The organism is Halorubrum rutilum (genome assembly GCF_024494565.1).
The window spans coordinates 338,965-354,368 of record NZ_JANHDN010000005.1 but is presented as its reverse complement, the minus strand read 5'-3'; the positions used below and the strand labels follow the sequence as shown (position 1 = coordinate 354,368).

The 15,404-nt window shown below is 71.5% G+C and carries 13 protein-coding genes; 5 read left to right on the top strand and 8 right to left on the bottom strand.

Annotation, left to right across the window (positions count from 1 at the left end; all coding sequences use genetic code 11):
- Nucleotides 1-74: 74 nt before the first annotated feature.
- Both NO900_RS12845 and NO900_RS12840 read left to right on the top strand, forming a co-directional pair.
- A complete protein-coding gene (locus tag NO900_RS12845; protein ID WP_256409614.1) occupies nt 75-635 on the top strand; it encodes a DUF420 domain-containing protein in 561 nt (186 codons plus the stop codon).
- Nucleotides 636-734: 99 nt separating this feature from the next.
- A complete protein-coding gene (locus NO900_RS12840) occupies nt 735-1,247 on the top strand; it encodes a metal-dependent hydrolase (RefSeq protein ID WP_256409613.1) in 513 nt (170 codons plus the stop codon).
- A 57-nt stretch (nt 1,248-1,304) separates the two neighbouring features.
- Here the strand turns inward: NO900_RS12840 and NO900_RS12835 are convergent, their stop codons facing one another.
- The 5 genes from NO900_RS12835 to NO900_RS12815 all read right to left on the bottom strand — a co-directional run bounded on the left by NO900_RS12835 (nt 1,305) and on the right by NO900_RS12815 (nt 8,332).
- Complete coding sequence (locus NO900_RS12835; protein ID WP_256409612.1) at nt 1,305-2,012, bottom strand: halocyanin domain-containing protein; 708 nt, start codon at nt 2,010-2,012, stop codon at nt 1,305-1,307.
- Nucleotides 2,013-2,166: 154 nt separating this feature from the next.
- Nucleotides 2,167-3,666, bottom strand: coding sequence for an amidophosphoribosyltransferase (purF, locus tag NO900_RS12830; RefSeq protein ID WP_256409611.1), 1,500 nt, complete (start codon nt 3,664-3,666; stop codon nt 2,167-2,169).
- 126 nt (nt 3,667-3,792) lie between these two features.
- On the bottom strand, nt 3,793-4,176 hold the full coding sequence (locus tag NO900_RS12825) for a DUF5820 family protein (RefSeq protein ID WP_256409610.1): 384 nt from the start codon (nt 4,174-4,176) through the stop codon (nt 3,793-3,795).
- Between the two features lie 118 nt (nt 4,177-4,294).
- Nucleotides 4,295-6,505, bottom strand: a complete 2,211-nt coding sequence (rqcH, locus tag NO900_RS12820; protein ID WP_256409609.1) for a ribosome rescue protein RqcH — start codon at nt 6,503-6,505, stop codon at nt 4,295-4,297.
- An 84-nt stretch (nt 6,506-6,589) separates the two neighbouring features.
- Nucleotides 6,590-8,332: a tRNA uridine(34) 5-carboxymethylaminomethyl modification radical SAM/GNAT enzyme Elp3 gene (locus tag NO900_RS12815; protein ID WP_256409608.1), complete on the bottom strand. Its 1,743-nt coding sequence runs from the start codon at nt 8,330-8,332 to the stop codon at nt 6,590-6,592.
- 87 nt (nt 8,333-8,419) lie between these two features.
- Between NO900_RS12815 and NO900_RS12810 the strand changes: the two genes are divergently transcribed.
- A complete protein-coding gene (locus NO900_RS12810; protein WP_256409607.1) occupies nt 8,420-9,946 on the top strand; it encodes a DUF790 family protein in 1,527 nt (508 codons plus the stop codon).
- A 385-nt stretch (nt 9,947-10,331) separates the two neighbouring features.
- Here the strand turns inward: NO900_RS12810 and NO900_RS12805 are convergent, their stop codons facing one another.
- From NO900_RS12805 to NO900_RS12795, 3 genes are all read right to left on the bottom strand, one after another.
- On the bottom strand, nt 10,332-12,221 hold the full coding sequence (locus NO900_RS12805; protein WP_256409606.1) for a rhomboid family intramembrane serine protease: 1,890 nt from the start codon (nt 12,219-12,221) through the stop codon (nt 10,332-10,334).
- Nucleotides 12,222-12,321: 100 nt separating this feature from the next.
- The gene (locus NO900_RS12800) at nt 12,322-12,600 is read right to left on the bottom strand and encodes a UPF0058 family protein (protein WP_092563640.1); all 279 of its coding nucleotides are present in this window, start codon (nt 12,598-12,600) and stop codon (nt 12,322-12,324) included.
- Nucleotides 12,601-12,745: 145 nt separating this feature from the next.
- Complete coding sequence (locus NO900_RS12795) at nt 12,746-12,964, bottom strand: DUF7120 family protein (RefSeq protein WP_092563643.1); 219 nt, start codon at nt 12,962-12,964, stop codon at nt 12,746-12,748.
- Nucleotides 12,965-13,204: 240 nt separating this feature from the next.
- Here NO900_RS12795 and NO900_RS12790 point away from each other — a divergent pair, with 240 nt between their 5' ends.
- Together NO900_RS12790 and NO900_RS12785 are read left to right on the top strand one after the other, a co-directional pair.
- Entirely contained in the window at nt 13,205-13,927 is a 723-nt protein-coding gene (locus tag NO900_RS12790) for a sulfite oxidase-like oxidoreductase (protein WP_256409605.1), read from the top strand.
- A 68-nt stretch (nt 13,928-13,995) separates the two neighbouring features.
- Nucleotides 13,996-15,393 carry an isochorismate synthase gene (locus NO900_RS12785; RefSeq protein WP_256409604.1) on the top strand — a complete coding sequence of 466 codons (1,398 nt, stop codon included), beginning with the start codon at nt 13,996-13,998 and terminating at the stop codon, nt 15,391-15,393.
- Nucleotides 15,394-15,404: the final 11 nt, after the last annotated feature.

Genomic DNA, 15,404 nt, shown 5'->3' with positions numbered 1-15,404 from the left:
GACTCGGCGACCGCGACCGGAACGCGCCGACCGCAACCGGCACGCGTTTGGGGGTCGCGTCCCACCTCACGAGCATGTCCGACTGGGCCCGCGAGAACGTCCCCGTCCTGACCGCCGTCGCCTCCGTCGCCGCGCTCGCCGTGGTGTTCGGTGCCGTCGGCGGCGCGATCCCGAGTTCCCTCCTGCCGCGCGCGAGCGACGCCGTCCTCGCCGCGATCCCGCACTTCAACGCCGCCGTCTCCGCGACCGCCATCGTCACCATCCTCCTCGGGTGGCGGGCGATCTCGCGCGGGAACGTCCAGCGGCACCGGAACTTCATGATCGCCTCGTTCGGCCTCTTTACCGCCTTCCTCGTCGCGTACCTCTACCGGCTCATCCACGTCGGGACGACGCCGTTTCCCGGTCCCGAGCCCGTCTACACGTACCTCTACCTCCCCTTCCTCGGGATCCACGTCCTGCTCGCGATCGCCTGTCTCCCGTTCGTCTTCCACGCGCTCCTGCTCGCCGCGACGCGCTCGCACGAGGAGCTGTACCACACCCGGCACGCGCAGGTCGGTCTCGTCGGCGCCGTCCTCTGGCTGATCTCGTTCACGATGGGGATCGGCGTGTACGTCATGCTGTACCACGCCTTCTGATCCGGGCGATCCGTCCGGCACCGATCGATCCGAATTCGGGCCCCCGACCGCCGAGATCGACGACGAAGGTTGAAGCCGTCGTCGCCCGTACGGGCCGCCGTGCTGTTCCCGACCCACCTCCTCGTCGCCGGCTGGATCGGGTGGCTGTCCGGCCGCCCCCGCGTCCGGGAGCGCCTCCCGGGGACGCCGACGCTCTCGGTCGGGTGGCTCGTCGTCGGCGCGACGCTGCCGGACGCCGTCGACAAGCCGCTCGGCGCGCTGGGCGTCGTCGACGTCTACCACTCCGTCGGCCACTCCGCGCTGCTCGCTCCCCTCGCGGTCGCCGTCGCCGCGCGGCACCGACGCGGGCTCGCGGCGGCGGTCGGCTGGGGATCCCACCTCGCGCTCGACACGCTCCATATCGTCGTGAACGGACGGGCCGAGAACGCGGTGTCGCTGCTGTGGCCGGTGCTCGAACAGCCCGAGCCCCTGGGCATCCCGCCGGGAGATTTCGCGGCCTTCTACGTCGGGACGCCGTCGTTTTACCTCGAAGCGGTGATCTGGACCGCGGCGGTCCTCGTCGGGTTGCGGTCGCGGTTCGGCGTCGGCGCGGACCGGCGGACCGACGGCTGACCCGCGGTCGGCGTCGGCGCGGACCGAGGGGTACGCCGCGGTCCGGTCGCGTTACCGTCAGTCGTTCGCCATCTGGTGGGCCGCGTAGAAGAGCGGGACGAGCAGCGCGCCGGCGAAGCCGAAGCCGAGCGCGAGCGCGCCGATGTCGCCCGCAGTGAGGGCGCGGCCGCCGCTCCCGCCGCCGTCCCCGCCGTCGCCGCCTCCACCGCTTCCGCCGTCTTCGCCGCCGCTTCCGCCGTCTCCGCCACCGCTCCCGCCGTCGCCGCCGTCCCCGCCGGCGTCCGGCTCGATGAGGTCGTCGTCGACGGAGCCGACCGCGACGGCCCCTTTCATTCCGGCCGCCCTGTGCGGCGTGCAGTAGTAGTTGAACGTGTCCCCGTCCCCGGCGTCCTCGAAGGTGTACTCGAAGGTGGTCCCCGCCTCGGAGACCGTCTCGCCGCTGTCGAACGTCTCGTCCTCGGCGACGACGTTGTGCGCGCCGCCCTCGCCGGTCCACTCCCAGACGACGGTCGTCCCGGGGTCGATCAGGATCGCCGCGGGGTCGAACCGGAGCCCGTTGACCGCGCCGACGCTGACCGTGACCTCGTCCCGCCCGGTGTAGTCGACGGTGCCCTCGTAGTTGTCGACGTCGTCCAGGTACCCGCCGTACTGGGCGGCCGCGGTCCCGGACCCGGCGGCGAGACCGGTCGCGACGGCGGCGCCGGCGGCGCCGGCCCTGAACAGCCCGCGGCGACTCATCGTCGCGTCGTCGGCGTCGGATGTCATACGCGTACCTCCCGGCGTGGGCGTATTTAAATTCCCGATTCCGGGCTCGCGTCGCGAGAACCCGAGACGGCGGGGCCGCCGGGGGCGTGGCGGCGGGGACGAAGGGGGTTCGCCGGCACCGGAGAACGGGTCCGACCGGCCGACGACGACCCGATCAGTCGTCCGCCGGCGTGGGGTCGGGCGCGGCGGTATCGAGGTCGCGGTCGGTCTCCTCGCCCTCGACGTCGAAGGGGTACTCCCCGGTGACGCAGCCGAGACAGAGGTCGGCGCGGCTCTCGCCGAGGGCCTCGGCGACGGCGTCGATCGAGAGGTACGAGAGGGAGTCGGCGCCGACCTGCTGGCGGATCTCCTCGGTGGAGGCGTCGGCGGCGATCAGCTCCTCGCGGGTCGCCATGTCGATCCCGAAGTAGCAGGGCGCGACGATCGCCGGCGCGCCGATCCGGAGGTGGACCTCCTCGGCGCCCGCCTCGCGGACGAGGTCGACGAGCTGGGTCGACGTCGTCCCCCGGACGATCGAGTCGTCGATGATGGTGACCGACTTCCCCTCGACGGTCGACCGGATGGGGTTGAGCTTCAGCCGGACCGCGCGCTCGCGCTCGTCCTGCGTCGGCATGATGAACGTCCGACCGACGTAGCGGTTCTTCATCAGCCCCTCGGCGAACTCGATGCCGGCGTCCCCCTCCGGGCGGGGCTCCCCGTCCGCGGTCGTCTCGCCGGCCGCGTCGGCGTAGCCGGAGGCGAACGCGCGCCCGGAGTCGGGGACTGGCATCACCACGTCCGACTCGGTGCCGGACTCCGCCCAGAGCTTGCGACCGAGCTTGCGCCGCACCTCGTAGACGAGGTTCTCGTCGATGACCGAGTCGGGGCGCGCGAAGTAGACGTGCTCGAAGAAGCAGTGCGCGGTCGACTCGCGCTCGACGAGCTGGTACGTGTCGTAGCCGCTCCCGTCGGGGTCGAGGACGACCAGCTCGCCCGGGCGCACGTCCCGGATCAGCTCTCCGTCGAGGGTGTCGATGGCGGCCGACTCGCTGGCGAGGACGTAGCCGCCGTCGATCTTCCCGAGACAGAGGGGGCGGTTCCCGAGCGGGTCGCGCACGCCAAGCACCGTGTCGTCGTGGGTGATCGCTAGCGAGTAGGAGCCGTGGATGCGGTTCATCGTGTGTTTGACGGCGCGCACGAGGTCCTCTTCGAGGAGGTTGCGCGCGAGGTCGTGGGCGATCACCTCGGTGTCGCCGTCGGAGGTGAACGCGTGGCCCGCCGCCGCGAGCTCCTCGCGCACCTCGTCGGCGTTGACGAGGTTCCCGTTGTGCGAGAGCCCGAGCGAGCCGGACTTGAACGAGACGGAGAACGGCTGCGCGCAGCTCTTGTCGAGGCTGCCGGCGGTCGGGTACCGGACGTGGCCGATACCGGTCCCGCCGGACAGCGACGCCAGGTCCCCCTCCTCGAACGCGTCGCCGACGAGCCCCCGCTCGACGTGGCTGTGCTGTTGGAACCCGTCGTGCGTGACGATCCCCGCGGACTCCTGTCCCCGGTGTTGGAGCGCGTACAGCGCGTAGTACAGCGGCCGCGCGGCCTCGCGGTCAGCGAGCGAGACGCCGACGACGCCGCACTTCTCTCGCGGCCCGTCAGCGGTGTGGTCCCCACCGGCGTTCATGTACGCGAGGGTGAGGCGGGAGGCGATAAAAATCCTCGTGTTCGTGGTGCGATCGGGATTTATGACAGAATATATATCCACGAACGCGGATCGAACCGGGCGACCCCGCCGGTCGCTCCGTCTCGTTCACTTCCGCTCGATCAGCCCGTCCAACCGCTCGAAGTACGCCTCTCTCGGCACCTGGTAGGCCGCCCGGTAGTCCACGTCGCCGGCGGCGAACCGCGTCGCGACGTCGACGGCGGCGGCCGCGCCGGCCTCGCGGCTCTCGCGCGTCTCCGAGACCGCCTCGACCTCGGGCTCCAAGAAGAGGACGACGTGCCACTCGTCGGTCGCGTACTGACCGGATCCGGGGCGGGCGTTGCGCGCGCCGTTCGTCAGGTAGATCGTCGGGAGACACTCGGCCGGCAGGTCGTCGCCGTCGAACACGTCGGGCCGGTAGACGAGGATGGCGCGACCGCTCGGCTCCTCGTTCCACACGCGCCAGCCGTCCGGCAGCGCCTCGAAGCTCATGGGCGGAGTCGGGGGCGGAGGCTTGAAAGGGTCGCGCTCCGGCGGAGGCGCCGGGGCGTTTCCACCCGCCGTCCGCCCTCGGCGATCCTCGACCGCTCAGGCGACCTTCGGTCGGTCTTCAGTCGACGATGTCGGAGCCGCCCGGCGGGAGGAACTCCTGAAGTTGATCCGCGCTCGCCACCCTCCGGACGAACGACTGGTCCGCGAACCGCTCTTTCAGCTCTCGGTACACCATCATCGCGGCGTCGTTCTGTGCGTACATCCCCGGCTCCACCGTGATCGACGTCGCCGCGCGGTCGACGATCGCGGACGGCGGGCCGCCGATGGCCCGCGTCACGGGCTCGCACTGCACGCCCACCGCGATCCGGCAGGGCACGTCCTCGAAGTAGGTGCGGTCGCCGCGGATCACGAAGCTCCCCTTCTCGATGTACTCGCCGCTCTCGGGCGTCTTCGACACCTGGTCCGGCTCGACCATGTACGCGTCGCCCGCGCCGCGGCCGTCCTTCCAGTCCGAGGAGTAGGAGACGGCGAACTGCGCGGCCTCTCGGAGCGTCTCCTCGGCGAAGTCGACCGGATCGGCCGACTCCGAGGGCCCGGCGGCCTTCAGGAGCGTCACCGGCCCCCCGTGCGCCTGCGTGTGGAAGAACCGGTCGTGTTTCCCCATGTACTTCTTCACCAGCTCCTCGTTCTGGTCGGCGTTGCGCCCGCCGATGACGAGGTAGCCGGACGAGGTGTGGAACCACCGGAAGCGGTCGTACCAGTCGTCGGGGCTCCGGACCGGGATCGAGGAGCGCGAGAGCCAGTCCGTCTCGTACGCCTCGTCTCCGTCGTCCTCGCCGTCGCCCGCCTCGCCCTCGCCGTCTCCGTCGTCGGCCGCCCGCTTCGCCTCCCACTCGGCCTTGCGCTCCCTGACCGCCTCCAGCTCCGTCCGGGTCGACTCGATCGCCTCCATCGCGCCCTCCTTCTTCCCCTCGATGCGCTTGGCCTCCTGATACAGCCGGTCTGCGTTGACCTCCACGCCCGCGCTCGCGTCGAGTTCGACGCGGACCGAGTCGCCGTCTCCGTCGCTCTCGCCGTCCTCGTCGCCCTCGCGGTCGAGCGCGACCGTCACGGTCCCCTCGCCGCCGTCGACGTCGACGACGGCCTCCGCGGCTGGGATCCCGCGCTCGGCGCCCGCGTCGAGCGTCTCCGCGATCTCGTCCCACGGGACCTCGTCCGCTCTGGCGTCCTGCACCGTCGAGAGCACCTCGTCGACGAGGTCGTAGTTCGCGTACAGCAGCTCGGCGCGCTCGCGCTCCGCCTCGGCCTGCTCCTCGAACCCCTCGATCGCCCCCTTCTGCTGTTCGATGATCCGCTCCTGTTTGGCGATCTCCTCCTCGAAGTCGGGACGGGAGGCGCTCGCGTCCGACGGGGCCTCGCCCGCCTCGCTGTCGTCGCGGTCGAGCCGGTGGAAGTAGTCGTCGACGGCGGCGTTGAACGAGTCGAAGCCGACGCTCGGCAGCCCCTCGTGCTCGGAGAGCGGGAAGGGCGTGACGTCGACCACCCGCGGCTCGCGGTCGTCCGCCTCGCTCTCGGACAGCTCCTCCTCGTACACGCGGGGGTCGATGTCGCCGGACCGGAGCCGGTCGCCGATCCGTTCGAGCGCCTCGTGGAGCGCGCGGAGTTGGTCGTCGGTCGCCTCCTCGATCGGCGTCTCCTTCGGGACGCCGGCGCGGGTACACACCTCCTCGGCGTAGAGGCCGCCGAGGTTGAGCTGCGTGGCGAGGGTGCGCACCACGTCGCTGTCGGAGTCGCGCATGTGCCGCTCGAACCCGCCGAGGCTCACGTCGAGGGGGTTGAGCCGCGAGGCGGGGTACTCGTACTGCGCGCCGGGCGCGACCGTCCGGGACTTGAGCCGGACCGTCGACAGCGACCCGACGACCTCACCGGTCTCGTCCAGCGCGGCGACGTTGCCCTGGCCGAACAGCTCGGCGACGAGCGTCGTGTTCTCGTCCTCGCGCTCGAACTCGAAGGTGAGGATCCGGTCGAACTCGTACTGCTCGACCCCCGCGAAGTCGGCGCCCGACATCCGGTTTCTGAGCATCTTCGCGAAGTTCGGCGGGCGACCGGGCGCGTCCGCGACGTGGTCGGCGTCCGCGACGTGGGCGCGCTTGACGTCGCCCACCTCGATCATGAGCTCGACGCGGCCGCGGTCGAAGTCGCGGAGCTTCAGCCGGAGCAGGTCGTCGTCGTAGAGGTACGCCTTGTCGACCTTCGCGCCCTCGTACCGATTGAGCTCGGTGACGAGGGCCGCGAGGTCGATGCTCGACAGCTCCCGCTTCTGGTCCATACGCGAACGAGAGCGTCGGCCCGGAAAAAGGCGTGTCGTTGTGGGGACGGGCGGCCGAGCGGTCGCGTCCCGGGACCGGGCCGGCTACAGCCGCTTCGAGACGTACGGTCCGTCCTGGTGGTAGCCGAGCTTGTTCCGGTAGTACTCCCGGGCGCCGATCCCGGAGATGACGGCCAGCTTTCGGTAGCCGGCATCGCGGGCGATCGCTTCGGCGCGTTCGAGCAGTCTCCGCCCGTACCCCTGGTGTTGCCAGTCGCCGTCGCCGCCGATGGCGACCTCGCTGCCGTACACGTGGAGCTCGCGGATCAGCGCGGCGTCCGCCAGCTCGCGGCGGACCGCGTCGTCCTCGGTGCCCGGCGCCCCCGGCTGGTCGGGGGCGAACGAGGGGAACCGGAGGCGACAGAAGCCGACGAGCAGGTCGCGGACGGGGTCCTCGAAGGAGATGAAGTGTTCCGTCCCGCCGCCGGCCTCGTAGGTCAGCACGTCGAGCTCCACGTCGTCCGGGTCCGGATCCGCGTCGTTGTGGCCGACCTCCCGGGCGCGGATGTCGCGCTGGACGATCCCCTTCTCCTCGGCCCGCTGATCGGCGAGCTGCCGGAGGTTCGACTTCCAGACGCCGCCCTCGATGAAGTCGGCGGGGATGTCTCGCTGGACGCGCTGGAGCCGGGTGTACTTCGGGATCCGGTCCATCGCCTCGGCGACGACGTCGGCCGCCTCCTCGTTCGAGAGCGGCTCGAAGTCGTCGCGGCGCCACCGGTCGTATACCCGGGTCCCCTCGACGACGAGGGTCGGGTAGATCTTGAGGTAGTCGGGGCGCCAGTCCGGGTTCTCGAACAGCTGGCGGAAGTCCTCGACGCACATCTCCCGCGTCATCCCCGGCTGGCCCGGCATCATGTGAAAGCCGACCTTGAACGCGGCGTCGCGCAGTCGGCGGTTGGCGTTCCGGGAGGCCTCGTTGCCGTGGCCGCGGTGCATCTCGCGGTTGATCCGCTCGTAGGTGGTCTGGACGCCGACCTCGACCTTCGTCCCCCCCAGGTCGAGCATGCGGTCGATCTGCTCGGGGTCGCACCAGTCCGGCTTCGTCTCGAAGGTGGTCCCGATGTTGCGGATGGCGTTCGTCTCGTTGTCCGCGATCACGTCTTCGAGGTACTCGAACTCGCTCGCCTCGGGGTCGGGCGCGAACGACTCCTCCTCGGCCGGCTCCGGCTCCTTGTCGAGGTCGTAGTCGTTCATCGCCTGTAAGGCGCGCTTGACGAACCACTCCTGGTAGTCGTGCGAACGCGCCGTCATCGTCCCGCCCATCAGGATGAGCTCCACCTTGTCGACCGGGTGGCCGATCTTCCGGAGCTGTTCGAGCCGGAGCGTGACCTGCCCGTACGGGTCGTAGTCGTTCTGCTCGCCGCGGGCCGCGGCGGGCTCGTGGCCCGTGTACGACTGCGCCGAGGAGAACTCGGAGGCCGGCCCGCCGGGGCAGTAGAGGCACTTCCCGTGCGGGCAGAGCTTCGGCGACGTCATGATCGCGACCGGCGAGACGCCGGACGCGGTCCGGACCGGCTTCCGCCGGACGACCTCGATCACGTCGTCGCGGGCCTCCGGGGGCGCGTGGTCCAGTATCTCGGTGTTCTTCGGGACCTTCGGCGAGGAGAACTCCGAGCAGGCGTCGAGTTTGGCGGACTCCAGGTCGTCGCGGTCGATCTCCCCCGCGAGGATCCGGTCGACGAGGTGTTCGCAGGTCCGGACGAACGCCTCGGGCTCGTCGCTGCCGGAACTCTCCCCTCCGCCGCCGTCACCGGCAGCGTCCGCGTCACTCGCCGCGTCGGTACTCATTACGCTCCGATCGACGGGTTCCGGAGTTAAGCGTGTCGCACCGGGAGAACCCGCCGGTTTTAGGCCGGCGCTCGCGTAGTCGTCGCCGTGCTACGCAAGGACCTCCTGCGCGTCTCGCGGGCCGGCGGGGGCTACCGCCCGCGGTTCACGGGCCGCGAGCACCGGCCGCTCGCCGCGACGGTCCTCGGGACCTTCGAGTCCCGCGTCGGGGAGCGCCGCGGCGACCTCGACGACGCGCTGGCGGCGCTGGAGGCCGACGCCGCGGAATCCGGCGGCGACTTCAAGCTCGTCCGCGGGCTCGCCGCCCTCGTCGAGCGCGAGTGCGCCTTCGAGACGCGCGCGCCGGTCCCGCCGCGTCGCGTCCGGCGGGCCGCGTTCGAGGCCGCGGAGACGGTCGGCGTCGCGAGCGAGGCGGAGCGCGAGGCCGCCGTCGACCGCGCCGCCGACGCGCTCGGGATCGAGTCCGAGGCGGTCGAGGCGTCGCTGTACGCCGACCGCGACGTCAACGAGGTCCTCGTCGACGCCGACGTGCGGTGGGACCCGGACGCGCTCTTGGAGCAGTACGACCTCTCGCTCGCACAGACCGCCCTCTTCGACGCCACCGAGGTCCGTGTGCGGTCGAACGACCCGAAGCGGCTCGTCTCCGCCGTCAAGCGCCTGCGCCTGATGTACGAGCTGGAGAGGACCCTCGAGGGCCGCGAGCTGGTCGTCACCGGCCCCGACGCCCTGTTCTCGCGCACCCGTCGCTACGGGACCGCGTTCGCGCGGCTGCTCCGCACCGTCGCGGAGTCCGCGGAGTGGGAGCTCGCGGCGACGATCGACGACCGCGGCCGCGAGCGCACCATGCGCCTCTCCGACGGCGACGTGACCGTGCCGGGCGTCGAGCCGGTCGCGGAGCCCGACTTCGACAGCGGGGTCGAGGCCGACTTCGCCGGCCGGTTCCGCGGGCTCGACCTCGACTGGACACTCGTCCGCGAGCCGGAACCGCTCGAAACCGGGACGCGGGTGATGATCCCCGACTTCGCGTTCGACTACGCCCACGCCGACTTCCGGCTGTTCTTCGAGGTGATGGGCTTCTGGACGCCCGACTACGTCGAAAAGAAGCTCTCCCAGCTCGCGGACGTGGAGGACGTGGACCTGCTGGTCGCCGTCGACGAGAGCCTCGGCGTCGGCGAGGAGATCGCCGCGCGCGACCACCGCGTCGTCACCTACTCCGGGACGGTGCGGGTGAAGGACGTCGTCGACGTGCTCCGCGAGTACGAGGCCGAGTTCGTCGCGGACGCGGCCGCCGACCTCCCGGACGCCCTCTCGCCCGACGTCGACGCGATCGGGCTGGACGACCTCGCGGCCGAGCGCGGCGTGAGCGTCGAGGCGATCGAGGGCAAGGCGTTCCCCGACCACGAGCGGATCGGTCGGACGCTCGTTCGGCCCGCGGTACTGGAAGCGGTCGACGCCGAAATCGAGGCCGGGACGGCGCTCTCGGCGGCCGAGTCGGTCCTCGACGACTACGGTATCGACGACGCGAGCGCCGCGCTCTCGCGGCTCGGCTACCGCGTCGAGTGGGAGGGGCTCGGCGGCGGGACCGTCCGGGAGAAACCGGAGGAGAGTGTTTAAACCGATGCGGTGGCGCGTGTCTCCGAGTGGCCGCCGAAGGCGGCCGCGAGGGGCACGCGCGAGGGAGTCGCGGCCGTTTAAAGACGGCCGCGACGAGGCTGGGGAGGTGTGAGGCGCGGTCGCTGTGCGGGCGGGACTCGAAGGGGCAGTCGCGAGTCCCGCGAGTGAAACGACCGGAAGCACGGAAGTCGCAGCCCGTGCAGCGGAGCGAGCGGGAGCGACGTTCGGCGGTCCTCGCGACTGGGGCTTTGGCCGCGTTCACCGACGATCCGGCGTCGATCCCGTATCGCCGAGCGGCCGGGGCTTCGGAGATGACCTTCGCGTCGCCGACCGGTTCCGACGGAACGCCGTCTGATGGAGCGACGTTCGACGGGGCAACGCCGTCTCACTGCCGGCCCTCGTACCGCTCTCGCGTCGCGATCCGCACCCGCGTCTCTCCGCGCTCCGCGAAGACGGCGTCCGCCTCGCGGACGAACGCGACCCCCTGAAGGGCCACCGACTCGTTCGCCGCTGGGAGCCCGGCCCGCGCGGTCTCGCCCCCGTGAGCGACGCGAAGTTCGAATCCGCCCTCGACCGCCGCGACGGTCACGTTTCGCCCGTCGATCCGCGGCTCCGCCCGCGCCGGTTCGCTCGTGAACAGCGTCGAGCGCGTCTCGTTCCGGACCGCGTCGACCCGGTACGTCGGGCCCCCGTTCGCCGCCACCCACCCCACGCGATGGACCCAGACGGTCTCGCGCCAGCCGGTCCCGCCCAGGTCGACGGCGCGGTACCCCCAGAAGGCGAGGTTCCCGCGCGAGACCGCCGTCGTCCAGATCTCCCGGTCCGGGTTCGTCACGATCACCCCCGAGGTGTTGACGCTCGTCGACCGGCCGAACGCCTCGACGTCGACGGCGCTCACGGCCCGGTTCTCGACGTTCTCCGCGTACGTCAGCCGGTAGCCGTCGACCTCGATCGGGTCGCCGGGCAGGTCGCCGTCGTCGACGGCGACGAGGTTCGGGACCACGCCCGGCCCGGCGACGACCGCCAGCGCCGAGGCGAGCAGCAGCAGCCCGACCGCGGCCGGCGTGGCGGACCGGACGGCCCCCCGGACCGTGTCGGGCTCCGGGACGGCCAGATCGGGACGTAGCGGCTCGTCTCGCCCCGCGACCGCGAGGGCGACGATCGCCGCGAGGACCGCGAGCAGGCCGACCCCGAGCGCCCGGTACAGCTCGTACCGCTGGTTCCCGAGGTACCAGTACACCGCCCAGAGCCGGCGCGACGCGCCGAAGAGGAGGACGGCGCCGAACGCGACGAGGGCGGTCGTCCGCGAGTCGCCGGCCGATGCCAACGTCCGCGACCCCTCGGCCGCCGCGTCGGCGCGGCCCTCGCTCCCGCGTCGCCGCCGGACGAGCCAGGCCGCGGCGAGGATCCCGGCGATGAGTCCGAGCGCGTGGCCCTGGATCGCGACGTTCGCCCACCCCGGCGGGCCGTAGGACCCGCTCGCCTCGGCGGTGACGACCGGGTTCCGGAGGGTCTCGTAGGCGACGTCGACGAGCGTCGCGCCCGTGAGCGCCGCGATCGTCCCGACCGGGTGGAAGACCAGGGCGAACCCCCACAGCGCGAAGACGACCCCCGAGAACCCGATCACCGGTCCGAGCGCGAACAGCGCGGAGACGACGCCGAACACCGCCATCGCGCCGGGCACGACGACGAACGCGCGAACGCCCGGGTTCGCGGCGAGCGAGCCCAGGTCCGGCCGCGACGCGACCGTCGAGAGCGACGCGCGCGTCGAACGTCCGACCCGTCCGAGTCCGAGCGCGCCGAGCCCCTTCGAGCGGAGCCGTCGCACCGACGCGCGCGACGGGAGCACCGATCGGAGCGTCCCGGTCTCGTCGTCGACCTCGCGGCCGCCGGGGAAGTGGCCGTACGCGTACTCGGCGATCCCGCCCGCGACGAGCGCCGAGAGGAGGTTCCCCGTGAGGTGGCCCCGGCTCGCGTGCGCGAAGCTCGACCAGAGGATCCCCTCCGGGTAGAGGTACGACCACGAGCGGAACGGGATCACGACGGGCCGGTCGGGGGTCCCCAGCCCGCTCTGCACGAAGAGGTACACCCCGGTCACGCCCGCGACGGCGACGAGCGTTCCCCACGGGACCCCGAGCAGGAAGCGCGAGCGGAGCGCGCGGGTCCACGCGCCGCTCGGTCGGTCCGTCTGATACACGACGGCGAGCGCCACGGCGACGAGCGCGCCGCCGACGGCGAGGTGGGCGGCGTCGGACGTCAGCGCCTCCGCGACCATGTGAGGAAGGGAGCGGTCGGTCACATATCAATCCGCGGGTCGGGGGTGACGTCGCGTCCGGAGCGGACGAGGGGGTCGAGAGGTGACGGAAACGGGGGTCTCAGATCTTGTTCTCGGCGTCGTCCGCGAGCTCCTCCATGCGCTTACCGACGCGACCGGCGGGAGAGAACTCGTCCTCGCTCATCGCGTTCGCCAGCGCGTTGCCGAGCACGAACACGGCGTGTTTGTGCTCGCTCTTCGACTTGTGGACGTGCGAGGGGTCGACCTCGAGCTCGTCGTACGGGTCGAACAGCGAGCCGTCCACGGTCTCGTGCGAGCGGAAGTGCTCCATGATCGTCACCATCTGTTCGTGGAGTTCGAGGAGCTCGTCCTTGTGCATACCGCGTGATACGGGTCGTAGACCCTTTAAGCGTTGTTGAGGGGCATACGCACGGGTCGAGAGGGAGACCGACTCGAAAAGGGCCGTCAGCGAATCGCGGTCGACGCGGGACGGGCGGCGACGGCGAACCGCGGCGGCGGCCCGCTCAGAACACGTACTCGTCTTCGTGGCCCATCATGCCCTCGTCCTCGAATCCGCCGGAGTCCTCCTCGTCGTCTCGCGGACCGCTCGTCTTGAACGCCTTTATCCCCGTCGACAGGAGCTCTTCGACCGCCTCCTCGCGGTTGAGGAACTCTCCCTGCTCGACCATCTGAGCGATCTGCATCTCCAGATGCTCCGGCACGGTTATCTCTACTCGTGGCATTTCCTGCCCGGGAGTAATGGCAATGGGTATATAAATGTGGCGTCGCCGATACCGATATTTGAAATCTCACAGCGGTGTTTCAGAAACTCTCCTTTCGATCGATCGAATCTTATCTCTACTATATAAAATATATTATTGGTAACCGACACGTTTCGCCGAACCGAATCCGTTCCCCCGCTACCGGCGTCATCGGGGCCGGAGAGCGATACGCATAGGTGACCCCGAACCGTATCGGGGTTCATGACCGGATCCGGCGCCCCGAACGCCGCGGGCGAGACCGACGGTACCGCCGAAGGCGACGCCGACGCCGAGGGCGACACCGATATCGAGGGCGATACCGACATCGAGGGCGACACCGACATCGAGGGCGATTTCCAGGACCTCACGGGGCTCTACCGCGAGTACGGCGACGACCGACTCCCCCCTGGCCAGCGGGAGACCGACCGCTTCCCGGTGCTCTCGAAGGGCGGGACGCCCTCGGTAGAGCCCGAGACGTTCGCCTTCGAGGTCTGGGGCGCCGTCGACGAGCCGCTCGCGTACTCGCTGTCCGAGTTCCGCGAGCTCCCGGCCGTCACGCAGCGACAGGACTTCCACTGCGTGACGGGCTGGAGCAGGTTCGACTGCGCGTTCACCGGCGTCGAGTTCGGCGAGGTCGCCGACCGCGCCGGGATCGGCGACGACGTCGAGCACGTCCTCTTCCACGCGCTCGACGGCTACACCACGAACCTCCCGCTCGACGAGTGCACCCGCGAGGGCGTCCTGTTCGCGTACGGCCTCGACGGCGACGACCTCCCGGCGGACCACGGGGGACCGATCCGGGTCGTCACCCCGCACAAGTACGCGTACAAGGGGGCCAAGTGGGTCTCGGGCGTGGAGTTCCTCACGGAGAAGGAGCTCGGCTACTGGGAGAAGCGCGGCTACAGCGACTCCGCGAACCCGTGGAACGAGGAGCGGTACGGCTGACGGTCGGCCGTCCGCGTCGCCCCCCGCGATAGTCAGGGTAAAGGGGCCGCGGCACCGAACGAGGGGTAATGGAACGGGCGCGCTCGACGTCGGCTCCGCCCCTCGTCAGCCGCACGACCGCGGTCGACGCGCCCCCCTTCGCGGCCGCGTTCGACGCCCTCTCGGCGCCTCGCACGACGTGGAGCGCGCCGGACGACGCCCTCGTGCTCGGGAGCGGCGCGGCCGCGACGCTGACCGCGAGCGGCCCGGAGCGGTTCGCCGAGATCCGGACCGCGGCCGACGACCTGTTCGACGCCGGCGACGTCCACGCTGGGACCGAGGCCGCTCGCCCCCGGCTGTTCGGCGGTTTCGCCTTCCACGAGGGGGCCTGCGACGGCGACCCCTGGGGGCCCTTCCCGGAGGCGCGCTTCGTGCTCCCGCGGGTCCAGCTCACGTTCGCGGACAACGGGACCTGGCTCACGGTGAACGCCGCCGGGCCGGACGCCGCGGTCGAGGCGGTCGAGGCCCGGCTCGCCGAGGAGGCGGAGCGACTCGCCGCGGTCGACGGCGGCGACGCGGGCGTCCCGCCGCGGCCCGGTATCACCGAGGCCCGTCGGACCACGGGCCGCGAGGCGTGGCGCGAGAGCGTCGAGGCCGCGGTCGGCCGGATCCGCGGCGGCGAGCTGCGGAAGGTCGTCCTGGCGCAGGCGCTGGAGGCGGACCTGGCGTCCGAGTTCCCCCGCGCGGCGACGCTGGAGCGGCTCGCGGGCAAGTACGCCGACTGCCACCGCTACTGCTTCGAGCCGGACGGGGGCGGGAGCGCCTTCTTCGGCGCGACGCCGGAGCGGCTGGTCTCGCTGCGCGGGCGGACCGTCGAGACCGACGCGCTCGCGGGGACCACGGGACGGGGCGAGACCCCGACGGAGGACGAGTGGCTCGCGCAGGAGCTGCTCGAAGACGCCAAGAACGTCCACGAACACCGGCTCGTCGCCGACACCGTCCGCGATCAGCTGGAGCCGTTCGCGGCCTCGGTCTCCGCCGGCGAGCGCCGCGTCCGTCGGCTCGCGACCGTCCAGCACCTCCACACGCCGATCACGGCCGAGCTCAGCGACGACCGGCACGTGCTCGAACTCGTCGAGGCGCTCCATCCCACCCCCGCCGTCGGCGGGCTTCCGCCGGACCGCGCCCTGGAGACGATCCACGAGACGGAGCCGTTCGACCGCGGCTGGTACGCCGCGCCGGTGGGCTGGATCGACGCCGCGGGCAACGGCGCCTTCGCGGTCGCGATCCGCTCGGCCGTCGCGACGCCCCGGCGGGCCACCCTCTTCGCCGGGGTCGGGCTCGTCGCCGACTCCGACCCCGACCGCGAGTGGGACGAGGTCCAGCTCAAGTACCGCCCGATCCTCGACGAGTTGGAGACGGGCGGGGTCGGGACCGGGTCGAGCGCCGCGGCCGGGGACGAGTCGTCCGTCGCGGACGACGACTGACGGACCGCCGT